12 protein-coding genes and 1 pseudogene are annotated in these 13858 nt (G+C 66.3%); 6 read left to right on the top strand and 7 right to left on the bottom strand.

Annotated elements, in window-relative coordinates; translation table 11 throughout:
- Nucleotides 1–32 precede the first annotated feature (32 nt).
- The 3 genes from ABD808_RS13195 to ABD808_RS13185 form a co-directional block, all read right to left on the bottom strand.
- A complete protein-coding gene (locus ABD808_RS13195; protein ID WP_344895178.1) occupies nucleotides 33–1997 on the bottom strand; it encodes an endonuclease/exonuclease/phosphatase family protein in 1965 nt (654 codons plus the stop codon).
- A 137-nt stretch (nucleotides 1998–2134) separates the two neighbouring features.
- The gene (gene rpsA / locus ABD808_RS13190) at nucleotides 2135–3628 is read right to left on the bottom strand and encodes a 30S ribosomal protein S1 (protein ID WP_344895175.1); all 1494 of its coding nucleotides are present in this window, start codon (nucleotides 3626–3628) and stop codon (nucleotides 2135–2137) included.
- 238 nt (nucleotides 3629–3866) lie between these two features.
- Nucleotides 3867–4976: a polysaccharide deacetylase family protein gene (locus tag ABD808_RS13185; protein ID WP_344895172.1), complete on the bottom strand. Its 1110-nt coding sequence runs from the start codon at nucleotides 4974–4976 to the stop codon at nucleotides 3867–3869.
- Nucleotides 4977–5494: 518 nt separating this feature from the next.
- Between ABD808_RS13185 and ABD808_RS13180 the strand changes: the two genes are divergently transcribed.
- Nucleotides 5495–6724, top strand: a complete 1230-nt coding sequence (locus tag ABD808_RS13180; RefSeq protein ID WP_344895169.1) for a Cmx/CmrA family chloramphenicol efflux MFS transporter — start codon at nucleotides 5495–5497, stop codon at nucleotides 6722–6724.
- A 333-nt stretch (nucleotides 6725–7057) separates the two neighbouring features.
- Here the strand turns inward: ABD808_RS13180 and ABD808_RS13175 are convergent, their stop codons facing one another.
- Together ABD808_RS13175 and ABD808_RS13170 are read right to left on the bottom strand one after the other, a co-directional pair.
- A complete protein-coding gene (locus ABD808_RS13175; protein WP_344895166.1) occupies nucleotides 7058–7324 on the bottom strand; it encodes a hypothetical protein in 267 nt (88 codons plus the stop codon).
- A 37-nt stretch (nucleotides 7325–7361) separates the two neighbouring features.
- A complete protein-coding gene (locus tag ABD808_RS13170) occupies nucleotides 7362–7817 on the bottom strand; it encodes an ATP-binding protein (protein WP_344895163.1) in 456 nt (151 codons plus the stop codon).
- 112 nt (nucleotides 7818–7929) lie between these two features.
- On the opposite strand from ABD808_RS13170, the gene ABD808_RS13165 reads away from it, so the two are divergent.
- The 4 genes and pseudogenes from ABD808_RS13165 (at nucleotide 7930) to ABD808_RS13150 (ending at nucleotide 10166) form a co-directional block, all read left to right on the top strand.
- The gene (locus ABD808_RS13165; protein WP_344895160.1) at nucleotides 7930–8742 is read left to right on the top strand and encodes a helix-turn-helix domain-containing protein; all 813 of its coding nucleotides are present in this window, start codon (nucleotides 7930–7932) and stop codon (nucleotides 8740–8742) included.
- The gene (locus tag ABD808_RS13160; RefSeq protein ID WP_344895157.1) at nucleotides 8739–8927 is read left to right on the top strand and encodes a DUF397 domain-containing protein; all 189 of its coding nucleotides are present in this window, start codon (nucleotides 8739–8741) and stop codon (nucleotides 8925–8927) included. The genes ABD808_RS13165 and ABD808_RS13160 overlap by 4 nt, the downstream gene beginning before the upstream one ends.
- A gap of 557 nt (nucleotides 8928–9484) precedes the next feature.
- Nucleotides 9485–9769: pseudogene (locus ABD808_RS13155) on the top strand (MerR family transcriptional regulator); the annotation flags it as partial.
- Nucleotides 9762–10166: a carboxymuconolactone decarboxylase family protein gene (locus ABD808_RS13150; protein WP_344895154.1), complete on the top strand. Its 405-nt coding sequence runs from the start codon at nucleotides 9762–9764 to the stop codon at nucleotides 10164–10166. The pseudogene ABD808_RS13155 and the gene ABD808_RS13150, both read left to right, overlap by 8 nt.
- 7 nt (nucleotides 10167–10173) lie before the next feature.
- On the opposite strand, the gene ABD808_RS13145 is transcribed toward ABD808_RS13150, so the two are convergent.
- Together ABD808_RS13145 and polA are read right to left on the bottom strand one after the other, a co-directional pair.
- Nucleotides 10174–10602: a DUF6210 family protein gene (locus tag ABD808_RS13145; protein WP_344895151.1), complete on the bottom strand. Its 429-nt coding sequence runs from the start codon at nucleotides 10600–10602 to the stop codon at nucleotides 10174–10176.
- 45 nt (nucleotides 10603–10647) lie between these two features.
- Nucleotides 10648–13338, bottom strand: a complete 2691-nt coding sequence (polA, locus tag ABD808_RS13140) for a DNA polymerase I (RefSeq protein WP_344895148.1) — start codon at nucleotides 13336–13338, stop codon at nucleotides 10648–10650.
- Between the two features lie 129 nt (nucleotides 13339–13467).
- On the opposite strand from polA, the gene ABD808_RS13135 reads away from it, so the two are divergent.
- A complete protein-coding gene (locus ABD808_RS13135) occupies nucleotides 13468–13821 on the top strand; it encodes a hotdog fold thioesterase (protein ID WP_344895409.1) in 354 nt (117 codons plus the stop codon).
- Nucleotides 13822–13858: the final 37 nt, after the last annotated feature.

Here is a 13858-nt window from a genome sequence, read left to right as displayed (position 1 = left end):
GACCCTAGCGGCGGAGCGGAGGGCGGGTCCGGTCAGCCGCCGATCCGGACGGTCACCGCGACGGGATAGTGGTTCGAGGCGTCCGACACCGGCACGTCGTACTCGGTGACGAGAATGCCGTCCGACCCGAAGATCCAGTCGACGTGCGCGCCGTCCGACCTGGTCGGGGACGAGTCGCCCCCGATCACGGCGCTGCGCAGGTCGGTGCCGTCGGTCATCGCGGCCAACTCCGGGCTGCCGGGCTCGGCGTTGAGGTCGCCGCCGATGACCGTGCGGGGCGCGCCGCCCCAGGCCCGCAGCAGCGTCACGATCGACCGGCGCCGCTCGTCGACCTTGTCGTCGCCGCCCTCCAGGTGTGTCGACCACACGTCCATGGTCGTACGGCCTACGCCGAGCCGCGCCCACACGTAACCACGGATCTCCGACCAGTCGCCGCGTGACATCCGACCCGTCCCGGAACTGCGCACCGGAAGGGACGTCAGGATGGCGTTGCCGAACTGACCGTCAGCGGCGGGACCCCAGATCAACGTCATGCCAAGCCGCCGCGACAACCACACACCCACGTCGGCGGTACCGGACAGCAACGACCCACGCCCGGCCTCCTGCAACAGGACAACCTGCGCCCGCTGCCCTTCAATGACACGCGCGACGCCCTCCGGGTCAAGGCGCCCGGACTGGTCAACGGCGTCGTGAATGTTGTAGCTGAGCACCCGCACCTGTCCGGGAACGGCGGACGCCTGCGCCTTGCCGTCCGGCGCGGCCACGGTGAACACGACCGTCCCGAGCAGCAGACCAAGCGCGGCGACACCCGCCGTCAGGGCCCGCAACGGCGCGCGCGCGGGCAGCGGACCGCCCCGCGCGGCGGCGATCGCCGCAAGCGCACCAAGCAGGATCCCGGCCAGACCGGGAAGCACATTATTCGGGAACGGCAACGGCGAAATGGCACTGACCTGGTAGGGAACAAGCACCACAACAATGAGCAGCCCACCGAGCGCCGCCCCAACGTCGATCCGCCACACGGGGCCGCCGGTCCCGGCACGCCGCAGCGGCGCCCGGCACGCGACCGCCAGCAGCCACGCCGACAGCACCTGCCCGAGGATCACGATGGCGACGACCTCGACGCCGGAGACCGCGTACGTCCCGGCGACGGCGCCCGCCCCAACCCCGAGGACGGTCCCGCCCAGCACGCACACACCGCCCGGCACGGCCCGCACCGCGAGCCCGGACGCGAGGAACGCCAACGCGAGCCCCTGCCCAACGACGATCACGACATGCGCGACGGCCAGCGACCGCCACCCCGACGACGCCACGAACGCGGGACTGGACAGCACGAGCACCTGCAACGCAAGGAACGGCCCGAACGCGGCGGCGCCGAGCGCGTCCCGCCAGGAGATCCCGGGCGCGGCGACCGGCCCGGACGACACCTCCCGGTACAGCGCGGCGGCACCCAGCCCGACGAACGCCAGGCACGCCAGCCACGGACCCACACCCGACCGCCACACCGGGTCCCAGGTGGCGAAGCACATGCGCACAGCGGTGTCGATCGACAAACCCGCCACGGTAGCGGTGGCGAACCCGACCCCCGACAACCCACGCGCACCCTCGTACAGTGCGGCGACGGCGACCATGCCGATGGCCGTCCCGGCGAACGCCAGCCAGATGCGCGGATCGATCGCCTGCGCGAGGAGCCGGACGGCGAGCAGCCCCCCGACCCCGCTGAGCATCAGGGCGCGCGGCCCCGCGTAGCGACGGATCAGCGGCGCCACGAAACCCGCGAGGTACACGGCCAGCACACCCGCGGCTGCCGCGCCGGTACCGGCGTCGTCCGCGAACCGGTCGAGTTGGGGAAGCGAGAACCGCAGCGTCTGCGCGAGCACCGCGACGGTCACCGCGATCAGCGCGAGCCTGGCGGGGCCCCGCGGGACGATCGGCGGCCCGGCCGGGGCGGGACCGCCGGTCCTGACATCCGCGGCGGTGTCGGCGTCTGTGCTGGCCAATTGAACGATGCTCCCGGGGGACGAGCGGACCTACGGGACGACGGCGAGGCTATCGAAAACGGCACGGCCGGGGACGGCAAGAGGCCGATCCTTTCGGATCGGCCTCCGGCCGTACTCAGAACGTCACCGAACGGGTGTCACTGACCGCCGGACAGCTTCTCCCGCAGCGCGGCGAGCGCCTCGTCGGTGGCGAGTGCGCCACCGCCGGACTCGCTCTCCCCGCCACCGGAGTAGGAGGTCTCGCCACCACCGCCGCCGCCGCTGCCGCCCGCGGGCTCGCCGCCGGCCTCGGCCTCGGCCTTGCGGGCCTCTTCGATCTGCTTGCGGTGCGCGTCGAACCGGGACCTGGCCTCGGCGTACTGCCGCTCCCAGGTCTCACGCTGCTCGTCGAAGCCGTCGAGCCACTCGCCCGTGTCGGCGTCGAAGCCCTCGGGGTACTTGTAGTTCCCCTGCTCGTCGTACTCGGCGGGCATGCCGTACAGCGTCGGGTCGAAGTCCTCTTCCTCGATGCCCGCGGCACCCTCGTTGGCCTGCTTGAGCGACAGGCTGATCCGGCGCCGGTCGAGGTCGATGTCGATGATCTTCACAAAGATCTCGTCGCCGACCTGGACGACCTGCTCGGGGATCTCCACGTGGCGCTCGGCCAGCTCGGAGATGTGCACCAGGCCCTCGATGCCCTCCTCGACGCGGACGAACGCGCCGAACGGCACCAGCTTGGTGACGCGGCCCGGCACGACCTGCCCGATCTGGTGGGTGCGGGCGAACTGCTGCCACGGGTCTTCCTGCGTCGCCTTGAGCGACAGCGAGACCCGCTCGCGCTCCATGTCGACGTCCAGGACCTCGACCGTGACCTCCTGGCCGACCTCGACCACCTCGGACGGGTGGTCGATGTGCTTCCAGGACAGCTCCGAGACGTGCACCAGACCGTCGACCCCACCGAGGTCGACGAACGCCCCGAAGTTGACGATGGACGACACGACGCCCTTGCGGACCTGACCCTTCTGGAGGGTGTTGAGGAAGGTCTGGCGGACCTCGCTCTGCGTCTGCTCCAGCCACGCGCGCCGCGACAACACCACGTTGTTGCGGTTCTTGTCCAGCTCGATGATCTTGGCTTCGAGCTCGCGTCCGACGTACGGCTGAAGGTCGCGGACCCGACGCATCTCGACCAGCGACGCGGGCAGGAAGCCGCGCAGGCCGATGTCGAGGATGAGGCCGCCCTTGACGACCTCGATGACGACACCGGTGACGATGCCGTCCTCGTCCTTGATCTTCTCGATCGTGCCCCAGGCGCGCTCGTACTGGGCGCGCTTCTTGGACAGGATCAGCCGACCCTCCTTGTCCTCCTTCTGGAGGACGAGGGCCTCGACGTGGTCGCCGACGGTCACGACCTCGTTCGGGTCGACGTCGTGCTTGATGGACAGCTCACGCGAGGGAATGACGCCCTCGGTCTTGTAGCCGATGTCGAGGAGGACCTCGTCACGATCGACCTTGACGACAGTGCCCTCGACAATGTCGCCGTCGTTGAAGTACTTGATGGTCTCATCGATCGCCGCGAGGAAGGCTTCCTCGGACCCGATGTCATTGACCGCTACCTGCGGGATGGTCGAGGTGGCCTCGGTGCTGCTCGTCATGTGTCGGCTGGCTCCGGTACGGACATGGAAGTCGTGATGGGCGTTGCGCGGAGGGCCGTTATCCGCCCTGCCGAAGACCGGAAGGAACGCGGTCGCTGCCGCGTCAGTGAACCGAACCGTTGTCGCCGACCTGACCGAGCGCGAGCCTGCTCCGTCCGAAGCTCGCGCAGGCCCACAGCGCAGCGATCAGGATATGGGACCAGGCTCGCGGGGTCAATCCGCAGCGGGGCGGCGGCGATCAGTATGTCCGCGCCCGGCGCCGGTACTCCTTGGCCAGCCGGTCCTCGGCCGTCTTGGGAAACGTCACGGTGTTCGGATCCCCGTCAGATGTGTACCGCTCATCGGGGTTCTTGTCCAGGTACTCCAGCCAAGCGGTCGAGCAGTACTTCGTGCAGTCGTTCTCCTTGATCTTGCCCTCGGACCGCACCCGGTCGATGTTCCACCGGTCGAACTCGTCCGCGAACGGCGACACCGACGGCCGCCACCCCGCGAGGAAGATCCCCTGGAAGGAATACCGCGAGCCGTCCTTCCGAGCCCACTTCCCCTTACGCGGGACGGCCCCGAAGGGGTAGGCGAACGTCGTCGTGTGCCGCCCGGCGAGCTGGACGATTCGGTCCTCCATCCCACCGATCTCCTTGTGCACGCCGTCCTCTGACATGCCGGACAGATCAGGGTGCGTCACCGTGTGGTTGCCAAGCTCGAACCCGTTCTGAACAAGCCACCTCAGCCCGGCGGCTGCCTGCGCGTCCGCCATCCCGAACAGCTCCTTGTTCAGGTAGAACGTCGCCACCGGCCGGAACCCCGGGTTCTCCGCCGCGACCCGCTGGATGATCGCCACCGCCGTGTCCGCTTTCGGCCGCCCGGCCGCGTCGAGCGCGAAGTGCCCGGGCGTGCTGTCGTCGAACGTCAACACCACGGGGTGCTTGCCCGCCGGAACATTGATCCACCCGCTGACGAACTCCGCCGCCGTGATCGGCACGTACCCGCCCTTGGCGAGCCGCGTCAGCTCGTCGTAGAGCTCCTTGGTCGACCGGTCGAGCGACATCTCGGGCTTCGGCACGATCCGGTGGTACATCAACACCGGGATCTGCCCCAACTCGTTCGCCTTGACGGCGGCCGCCCCAGGCGCCGCCGCCGGAATCGGCTTGAGGGGCGTAGCGGACGCCGTCGGAGACCCACTCGGCGCAGGCGACCCGCTCACCTTGGCCGCCGGAGCCGCCGAGGACGAGTTCCCGACCCGCCCCGCTGGACTCTCCTTCTCGGCCCCCCGCCGATGCGCGGGAAGCGTCAACCCGAGCACCACCGCGCAGACGACCACAACGCCAGCGATCTTGTGAAGCAGAGGCACGCTACCCCCCGCCGGTCGACCCGAACAGGACCCGGGGACAGCGTACGGCCCCCCAGACATCTACGGACACCCGCCCGGATACCCGCATGATCCCTACGCACCCACCACCCCCCACGCTTTTAACCCACTCCCCCAACACCTTGACCCAGAAGATCAAACCCTGAACTCCCCATGGCGAGCCCCACAACCACCCAGACAAACCCATGACCCGCGCCGACCAACGAGTTGAGGACGCACAATCACCGCTGGTAGCGTCCTCCACATGTCGAGTCCCGAGGCATCCAGAAGCTAGCCACCGGACGACCGGTGGCGCCCTTCCCAGTCGCGTGCGCACTCGCGCCATGAGATGACCCAATTCCTCTGGCCACGCCACATCAGCGACTGATCAGCCACCGCACGACATTCCACCTCATTCACCTGAGCCCCATGCCTCAGGAATCGCCGTGTTCAGTCGCTCCCTCGCGACTGTCCCGCGGAAGTTTCCAACTATCCTTTCGCCACAGTCGTGGAGTCTTCTCGTGCCCTTCGTCATCTATGTTCTCGGGCTCGCAGTATTCGCCCAGGGAACATCAGAATTCATGCTGTCCGGTCTGCTGCCGGACATCGCCGACAGCCTCAACGTGTCCGTCGCGACCGCGGGCTCGTTGACATCGGCGTTCGCCATCGGAATAGCCGTCGGCGCCCCACTGGTGGCACTCCTGGGCCGCCGCTGGCCCAGGCGAGTCGCTCTACCGGCATTCCTCGTCACCTTCGAGCTGATGCACGTCCTGGGCGCCACAACGAGCAGTTTCCCCGTGCTACTGATCACCCGGCTGATCGCCGCCCTCGCCAACGCGGGCTTCATCGCCGTCGCCCTAACGACGGTAACGGCCATGGTGGACGAGAACTCCAAGGGCCGCGCCACATCGGTACTGCTCAGCGGCGTGACCGTCTCCCTGATCGCGGGCGTGCCACTCGGCGCGCTCATCGGGGCCCACTGGGGCTGGCGCGCGGTGTTCTGGACGGTGGCGGCCATCTCCATTCCGCCCACCATCGCCATCCTGCGGGCAGTACCCGCCGACACCACACAGCCGAGTGAACGAAGCACACGCCACGAACTTCACGCGCTGACCCGCCCTGGCCCGGTCGTCCTGCTCCTCCTTGGGGCACTGGTCAATGGCGCGACGTTCTGCACGCTGACCTATTTGGCTCCTGTGATCACCGACCTCACCGCACTCAGCGCGTCCTGGATACCCGCCGCCCTGGTGGCATTCGGAATCGGCGCTTTCACCGGCGTCACCATCGCTGGTCGCCTAGCCGACACCAGACCCACACAACTCCTGGCGGGAGGCACAACAGTCCTAGCAGTCGGTTGGCTCCTGTTCGCAATGAACCCGACCGACCCGACCACAACATTCGTCTTCGTTTTCATCCAAGGCGTGTTCTCATTCGCGGTAGGTTCCACCTTGTTGTCCCAAGTCCTCTACAAGGCGGCGGACGCCCCAACGCTCGCAGGCGGCTTCTCGGTCGCGGCCCTCAACGTAGGCACAGTGATCGGCCCCATCCTCGGCGGCCTAACCCTCAACACGGCCCTCGGCTACCGCGCCCCAATCCTGGTAAGCGCAGCCCTAACCTGCACAGCCCTACTCCTAGGCACCGCAACCCTGGCACGCAAGCCAATTCACACCCTGATCACCGGAGGGCCCACCGCCGAAGAGGCTCGCGGCGGGCCCTCACCTACCTCCCGACGTTCCTCCGAACGACACTGATCAAGTCACCGAATTTTTCGACCAGATAATCACGAACTCCCGACTCAATCAGATCCCCGACACCCCCACAGTCACCCAAGCACTCAATAAGCCGCCACATGACGAAGTGAGTGGAACTGATCTCGTACACAACCTTCGAGTCTGCCGAAGCACTCGGTGGAACGTTCACCCCGGCGTCCGGAAACCTCTCAACGACATTCTCACCAACCGCCTCCCAGGCCGCCCCAGTGTCAGGATAGCGACGGAGAACACAGAAAAGGTCGACACTAAAAGAGCGACCACCAGCAAGACCCGAGAACTCACACTCCATCCGCCAGAAATGCCAGTGCACCACTACCCGTCCTCCATCTTTCGAGCCCCCACCGCCAGGTGACCTAACGAACGAAGCCGATGAACCGGAACAACCCCGTCCTCAAAGAGCTTCTCAAACCACTCCAGCTCGTTCCGCACTGTTTCGAACTCCCCAACGATGACCCGATTCACGGGCGGTTTCCTGACACTCCAGACATCACGTTCGGTGCGGATGATGTCCCAATCCGGAAACCGGATGCGCAAGACTTCCAGTTGCCAGCACATCCAGGCGATACGGAAAACGCGCATTCAAAGCTCCCTCCTGACTTGATCCTGGCGCCGACCGTCAAACGTGGACTTCGAACCAGACGTTGCGTCCATGCTCATCCACGTGCGTTCCCCACCCATCCGCCAGCGTTTCAACGATGAACAGCCCCCGCCCGCCTTCCTTCTCTATATCCTCTCGTGCGTCAATCTGTGGCGCACTGTCCTTCGCCCCGTCGTCGATGACCTCGATGCGAATCTTTTCCGGCAGTTCCACGATAACGAGCATGATGGTCCCGGTCTCGCCATCACTCTTCGAATCCGAGTGAACGATCGCATTCGTGACCGTCTCACTTGCGCACTGTTCTACAAGCTCTACGACATCTCGCCGATAACCGGAAAGAGTCTGTCGGATCGTCCGACGCGCCAACAACACTTCCTCCGGGCAGCACCTCAGAAGCAGTCCCTTCATAAGGGGTGCGGGCGCCTCCGCCGTAAACGCCTGATGAGTCCGCTTTTGTCGCACATGCTCGCCCATGCCCGATATCACCTCCCAGCACAGTTTCTTTTTGCCGAACAGCGAACAGCATGGGCCACAGCGAGGTACGTTCGCTACGTTCTAGAAGCAACCGCAACAAGGGAGATCAGCAATGGCCCTCCGTGACGCTCTCGACCCAGACCGCTCGATCTGGCACTTCATCGCCGTCCACCTGCGCCGTTACCGAGAGGCAAACGGACTTTCCGGGCAGGCACTTGGTGACCTACTTGACTGTGACCGTTCCACTGTTTCGCGTTATGAATCGGGGCTCCTCAAGATCCCCCGGAAGCACGCCAAGATCGTTGACCGCGTATGGCAAACAGAGGGCATGTTCACAGCGTTGATCAGGTTCGCAGAGCAGGCAGCTGACGGAGACTGGTTGATCGGTCTAGCTGAGTACGAGAAGCGCGCAACACGCATCCGTCTGTGGGAGGCTCTGCTAATACCAGGGCTGCTGCAAACGGAGGACTACGCAAGGGCCGCGATCTTGCGCGGCGTAGCGGAGGACCCAGAGGAGACGCTGCGGGTTCGCATGCAACGGCGGGCGGACGTGTTCGACAAGGACAAGCCCCCACGCTTTACCGCATTCTTGAACTGGACGGTCCTAGCGCAGCCCGTAGGGCCGCCTGAGGTAATGCGCAAGCAGATTGCACACCTGATCGAGATGAGCGACCTTCCGCACGTCAGCCTGCGCGTGGTGGAGAGAACCGCCGGTGCACACCCCGGTCTTGACGGCTCATTCAAGATCGTCACGGTCGATGACCGGGAACTCGCCTACGTGGAGGCAGCAACGCGCGGGCGGTTCCTGATGGACCCCTACGACCTCCAGGAAGTCGCAGTAAGGTACGACCTGATAAGCGACATCGCCGCCCCAGTGGGGCCATCTCGGACCCTGCTAGAGCAAGCATTGGAGAGCTATACATGAGCGAGTGGCGCAAGTCGAGCCGCAGCGGAACCTCTGGCGGTGACTGCGTGGAGGTTGCAAGCCTCGCGGGAGACATCGGCATGCGAGACAGCAAGGACCCACACGGCCCCAAGCTCACACTCCCCTGCACAAGCTTCCACAAACTGGTAACCGCGATCAAGCAGGGAAACCACGACCTGCCCTAACAACGCACGAGCACCACACGCGGAGCCCCGACTTACCTCGGCAGATCGGGGCTCTACGTTGGATAAGTCCGAGCGACCAGTAGCCGCTGAGGCCTTCAACCATCACGAGCCCGGACGAAAGTTGGTCGAACAAGTTTCAGCAACACGCCGGGCCAACAACACAACCGGCGGATCGCTGCAGAATCTGCCTCCAGCAAGAGCTTCTCCCCTCCACGTACCAGCAGCTTTACCATGGGGCCCTCATCACCCCTACGAGGGTTCGCAACTTGCCCTGCGATGGTCTGGCCACTACCTGGGAGGAGGAGGCCAACGCCGGGATGGGTACAAGTCGGCCTCGTCCAGGACCATCACAGCTGGGGCAACGAATCGTGGGCTTGGACGGGGCTGGCGCCGCGTGGGGTTGCTTGTGGGCGCTGCTGGGGCGAAGGGGTGCCGTATGGGCACTTGGTTGTGCAGGTCGGGTGGGTGTGTTCTGGTTTGACTTAGAGTGCGCTCTAACTTTTAGGCTGCTTGTGTGGCTGAGGACGAGGCGGAGCTGATTCGTCCGGAACTCGGGGAATCAGCGTCGGTACTCGTCGGCGGATGTGGAGTGGGTGAAGTTTCTGCTCCGGCTGCGGGAGACGGGGACGCCGATCGCGCGGATGCATGAGTACGCGGAACTCCGAGCACGCGGGGCGGGCACTACCGTTTGCGTTTGCTTGAAGCCCCATCAGACAGGGCTGCGGGAGCAGATCGATCGGCTGCGCGCGCCTGAGAAGGCGTTGGCCGAGAAGATCGCGATCTATCGGGGCGATCTCGCGGCGCTCCAGGGAAAGCAAGAGAAGGGGTCTGAAGATGATTGAGGCGACGGAGCGGCAGCGGCGGTTTGACGAGGGCAAGGCGGTTCTGGACGCGATCGACGGGGAGGCCGGGGCGAACGTCATCGAGGCGCTCGGTGACATCTCGCCAGAGCTTGGTCAGCAGGTCGTCGCCTGGGGCTTTGGGGAGATCTACTCTCGGCCCGGCCTGGAACCGCGTGATCGGCAACTTGTGACGCTTGGGATGCTCACCGCTCTCGGTGGTTGCGAGCCGCAGTTGGAAGTCCACGTCAACGCTTCGCTCAACGTGGGGCTCACCCCGCAACAGATCATTGAGGCGCTTCTGCACTCGGCTGTTTATTGCGGGTTCCCGCGTGCGCTCAACGCCACTTTCACTGCGAAGAAGGTCTTTGCCGAGCGGGGGCTGCTGCCGGTCGAATGACCGCTGCTCAGTCCGAGTTGAACCACATCAGGATGCCGGGGCCGTCCGGTGTGATGACCGGGACCCACGCCTCGTCGGCCTCTTGGATCCGGCTCTCGTCCAACCGCAGGCCATGCGGTTCCTCGGTGGTACCGTCGCACGCCCAGTAGCGGACGGTTCCGATGATGCCGCGGAGCCTGGCGCGTTCGTCGTCCGACCACGTGTGGTTCCAGGTGCCGGCACCACGGAAGCCCGTCTCGAACAGGTCGCGTAGGGCGTCCAGCTCGTCAGGGGCGGACAGCGGTACGAGAAAGCCCTCCGCCTGACCCTGCCGACAGGCGGTTCCGCCGTACTGCTGCTGGTAGAAGACTCCAGTGTTCGCCTGGACCACTACGTGCAACCAGCCGCCACCACTGGTGCCGTCGGGGTCGAGGAAGACGAAGCGTCGAGAGCTCATGGCGGCAGCCTTCCGGGCTGCCGCTGTGAACTCAACGGTGGGTGGTTAGTGGGCTGCGTCTTGCCAGGTTTGGCCGGTGCCTATGGAGATGCTCAGGGGGGCTCTTAGGTCGTAGGCGGTGGCCATTTCTGTGGTTACCAGGGTTTTCAGGGTCTCTAGTTCGCCTGGGGCTACTTCGAAGACCAATTCGTCGTGGACTTGGAGGAGCATGCGGGATGTGAGCTTCGCGGAGCGGAGGGCTCTGTCTACGTTGAGGCTGGCTACCTTGATGATGTCTGCGGCGGAGCCCTGGATGGGGGCGTTCAGGGCCATGCGTTCGGCCATTTCGCGGCGTTGGCGGTTGTCGGAGTTGAGGTCCGGGAGGTAGCGGCGGCGGCCGAGGATGGTTTCGGTGTAGCCGTCCTTGCGGGCCTTGTCGACGATGTGGCGGAGGTAGTCGCGGACGCCGCCGAACTGTTCGAAGTACTCCTCCATCAAGCCGCGGGCCTCGTCGGGGGCGATGCGGAGTTGTTGGGAGAGGCCGTAGGCGGACAGGCCGTAGGCGAGGCCGTAGTTCATGGCCTTGATGCGGGCGCGTAGTTCGGAATCTATTTGTTCGGGTGGGAGGCCGAACACTCGGGACGCGGTGATGGTGTGGAAGTCGGCGCCGGAGTTGAAGGCCTCAAGGAGGGCCTCGTCCTCGGAGAGGTGCGCCATGATGCGCAACTCGATCTGCGAGTAGTCGGCCGTGAGGAGGGACTCGTAGTCCGGGGAGACGACGAACGCCTCGCGGATCTGGCGGCCCTCGGCGGTGCGGATCGGGATGTTCTGGAGGTTCGGGTCCGTGGAGGAGAGGCGGCCCGTGGCGGCGATCAGTTGGTTGAAGGTGGTGTGGATGCGTCCGGCGTCGTCGGCCATGGGGATGAGGGAGTCGACGATGCTCTTGAGCTTGGCGACCTCGCGCCAGCGCAGGATGTGTTCGAGGACGGGGTGCGGGTCCTTCTCCAGGAGGTTGGTGAGGGCCTCGGAGTCGGTGGTGTAGCCCGTCTTCGTGCGCTTGGTCTTCGGGAGGTTCAGCTCGTCGAACAGGACCTGCTGGACCTGTTTCGGGGAGCCCAGGTTGAACTCGTGGCCGACGGCGTTGTGCGCCTCTTGCTCTTGCTCCTTGACCTGGCCGCCGAGGGAGGCGGAGAGGTTCGCCAGGTGGTCGTTGTCCACGGCGATGCCCGCGCGTTCCATGTCGGCCAGGACGGCGGTCAGGGGCAGTTCGACCTCGCGGAGGAGGCGGGTCGCGCCGCGTTTGTCGAGGTCTTTGTCCAGGACGTCTGCCAGTTCGGTTACCGCGCGGGCTCGGACGGCCAGGGCTTCTGCCGCTTCTTCCTCGCCGGAGCCGTCGAGGGTGAGCTGGCCGTTGTCTTCGGTTTCGCTGCGCAGTTCGCGGTGGAGGTAGCGGAGGGCCAGGTCGGCGAGGTCGAAGGTGCGCTGGCCGGGGAGGGCCAGGTAGGCGGCGAGCGCGGTGTCGCTGGTGAGGCCGGTGAGGGTGATGCCTCGGGCGGCCAGGGCCAGCGTCGGGCCCTTGGCGTCGTGGATCGCTTTGGGACGGTCGGGGTCGGCCAGGTAGGCCGCCAGGGCGCGTTCGTCGGCCTCGATCAGCTCGGCCGGGTCGAGGTGGACGGCGGGGCCCTTCGCCGATGCGAGGGCCAGGGCGGTGATCTCGCCGGTGCCTCGGCCCCAGGTGCCGGTGACGGCGACGCCCAGGCGGTCGGCAGAGTTCGCGTCCAGCCAGGTGGCGAGGGCGCCGGGCTCCAGGGCGTCGAGTTGGACGTCGAAACCCTCGTCGGCCTCCGGCTCGGCCGTGGAGAGGGTGGCGTACAGGCGTTCGCGCAGGACGCGGAACTGGAGCGAGTCGAACAGGGTGTGGATCTCGTCGCGGTCCCACTGGCCCATGCTGAGCTGGGGCGGGGTCAGTTCGAGGCCGACCTCGGTGTCGAGCTTGTTGATCTGGTGGTTGCGGAGCACACCGGACAGGTGTTCGCGGAGGCTCTCGCCCGCCTTGCCCTTGATCTCGTCGACGCGGTCAACGAGGGTGCCCAGGTCGCCGTACTTGGTGAGCCACTTGGCGGCGGTCTTCGGGCCCACGCCGGGCACGCCGGGCAGGTTGTCGCTGCTCTCCCCCACCAACGCGGCCAGTTCGCGGTAGCGCTCGGGCGGGACGCCGTACTTGGTCTCGACGGCGGCCGGGTCCATCCGGGACAGCTCGGACACGCCGCGGATCGGGTACAGGACGGTGACGTCGTCGTTGACGAGCTGGAACGCGTCCCGGTCGCCGGTGACGATCAGCGTGCGCATACCCGCGTTCACGGCCTGGACGGACAGGGTGGCGATGATGTCGTCCGCCTCGAACCCGGCGACGGACATCCGCGGGACGCGCAGCGCGTCCAGCACCTCGAAGATCAGGCTGACCTGGCTGCGGAACTCGTCCGGCGTCTTCTGCCGACCCGCCTTGTACTCGACGTACTGCTCGTGCCGGAACGTCGGCTCGGAGCGGTCGAACGCCACGGCGATGTGGGTCGGTTCCTCGTCGCGCAGGACGTTGATGAGCATCGACGTGAAGCCGTACACCGCGTTCGTCGGCTGCCCGTCGGTCGTGGAGAAGTTCTCCACGGGCAGCGCGAAGAACGCCCGGTAGGCCAGGGAGTGCCCGTCGAGCAGGAGGAGCCGGTCACGCTTGTCAGGGGTCGCTGCTTTCTTCGCCACACCAGGACTCTAGTCTGCGTCGACGACACTTTTGTGGAGCTCCGACGCGGTGACGGGAAGGTGGACGCGGTGACTGACACGGGGGTGGAGATCCTCACCGGGGGAACGCAGGGCGACCTGGCGAAGACGATGGGCATCGAGTTCATCGAGGCTTCGGCGGAGCGGTTGGTGGGCCGAATGCCCGTCGCGGGCAACACCCAGCCGTACGGGCTGTTGCACGGCGGCGCGTCGTGCGTGCTCGCCGAGTCGCTCGGGTCGATCGGCGCCGCGCTGTACGCGGGGGCGGGACGGATCGCCGTCGGGATCGAGATCAACGCCACCCATCACCGGGCGGTGAGTGAGGGGCATGTCACGGGCGTGGCGACGCGGGTGCACGGTGGGCGGACCCTCGCCACCTACGACATCGTCATCAGCGACGACCGCGATCGGCGGGTCTGCACGGCTCGCCTGACGTGCATGCTCCGGGACGCTCCCAAGTCGTGATCCAGTCTTTCTTTGCGGTGCGCGGCCCGGGGTCTGT

It is taken from the genome of Actinomadura meridiana (assembly GCF_039537545.1).
In the GTDB taxonomy this organism is placed as follows: domain Bacteria; phylum Actinomycetota; class Actinomycetes; order Streptosporangiales; family Streptosporangiaceae; genus Spirillospora; species Spirillospora meridiana.
The sequence above is the reverse complement of the archived record's forward strand: the minus strand, read 5'-3'. Positions and strand labels throughout refer to the sequence as shown.

Coding starts and splice junctions, on each gene's coding strand:
- rpsA (WP_344895175.1), bottom strand. CDS start 3,628: ATGACGAGCAGCACCGAGGCCACCTCGACCATCCCGCAGGTAGCGGTC.
- ABD808_RS13175 (WP_344895166.1), bottom strand. CDS start 7,324: ATGCGCGTTTTCCGTATCGCCTGGATGTGCTGGCAACTGGAAGTCTTG.
- ABD808_RS13170 (WP_344895163.1), bottom strand. CDS start 7,817: ATGGGCGAGCATGTGCGACAAAAGCGGACTCATCAGGCGTTTACGGCG.
- ABD808_RS13165 (WP_344895160.1), top strand. CDS start 7,930: ATGGCCCTCCGTGACGCTCTCGACCCAGACCGCTCGATCTGGCACTTC.
- ABD808_RS13160 (WP_344895157.1), top strand. CDS start 8,739: ATGAGCGAGTGGCGCAAGTCGAGCCGCAGCGGAACCTCTGGCGGTGAC.
- ABD808_RS13150 (WP_344895154.1), top strand. CDS start 9,762: ATGATTGAGGCGACGGAGCGGCAGCGGCGGTTTGACGAGGGCAAGGCG.
- ABD808_RS13145 (WP_344895151.1), bottom strand. CDS start 10,602: ATGAGCTCTCGACGCTTCGTCTTCCTCGACCCCGACGGCACCAGTGGT.
- ABD808_RS13135 (WP_344895409.1), top strand. CDS start 13,468: ATGGGCATCGAGTTCATCGAGGCTTCGGCGGAGCGGTTGGTGGGCCGA.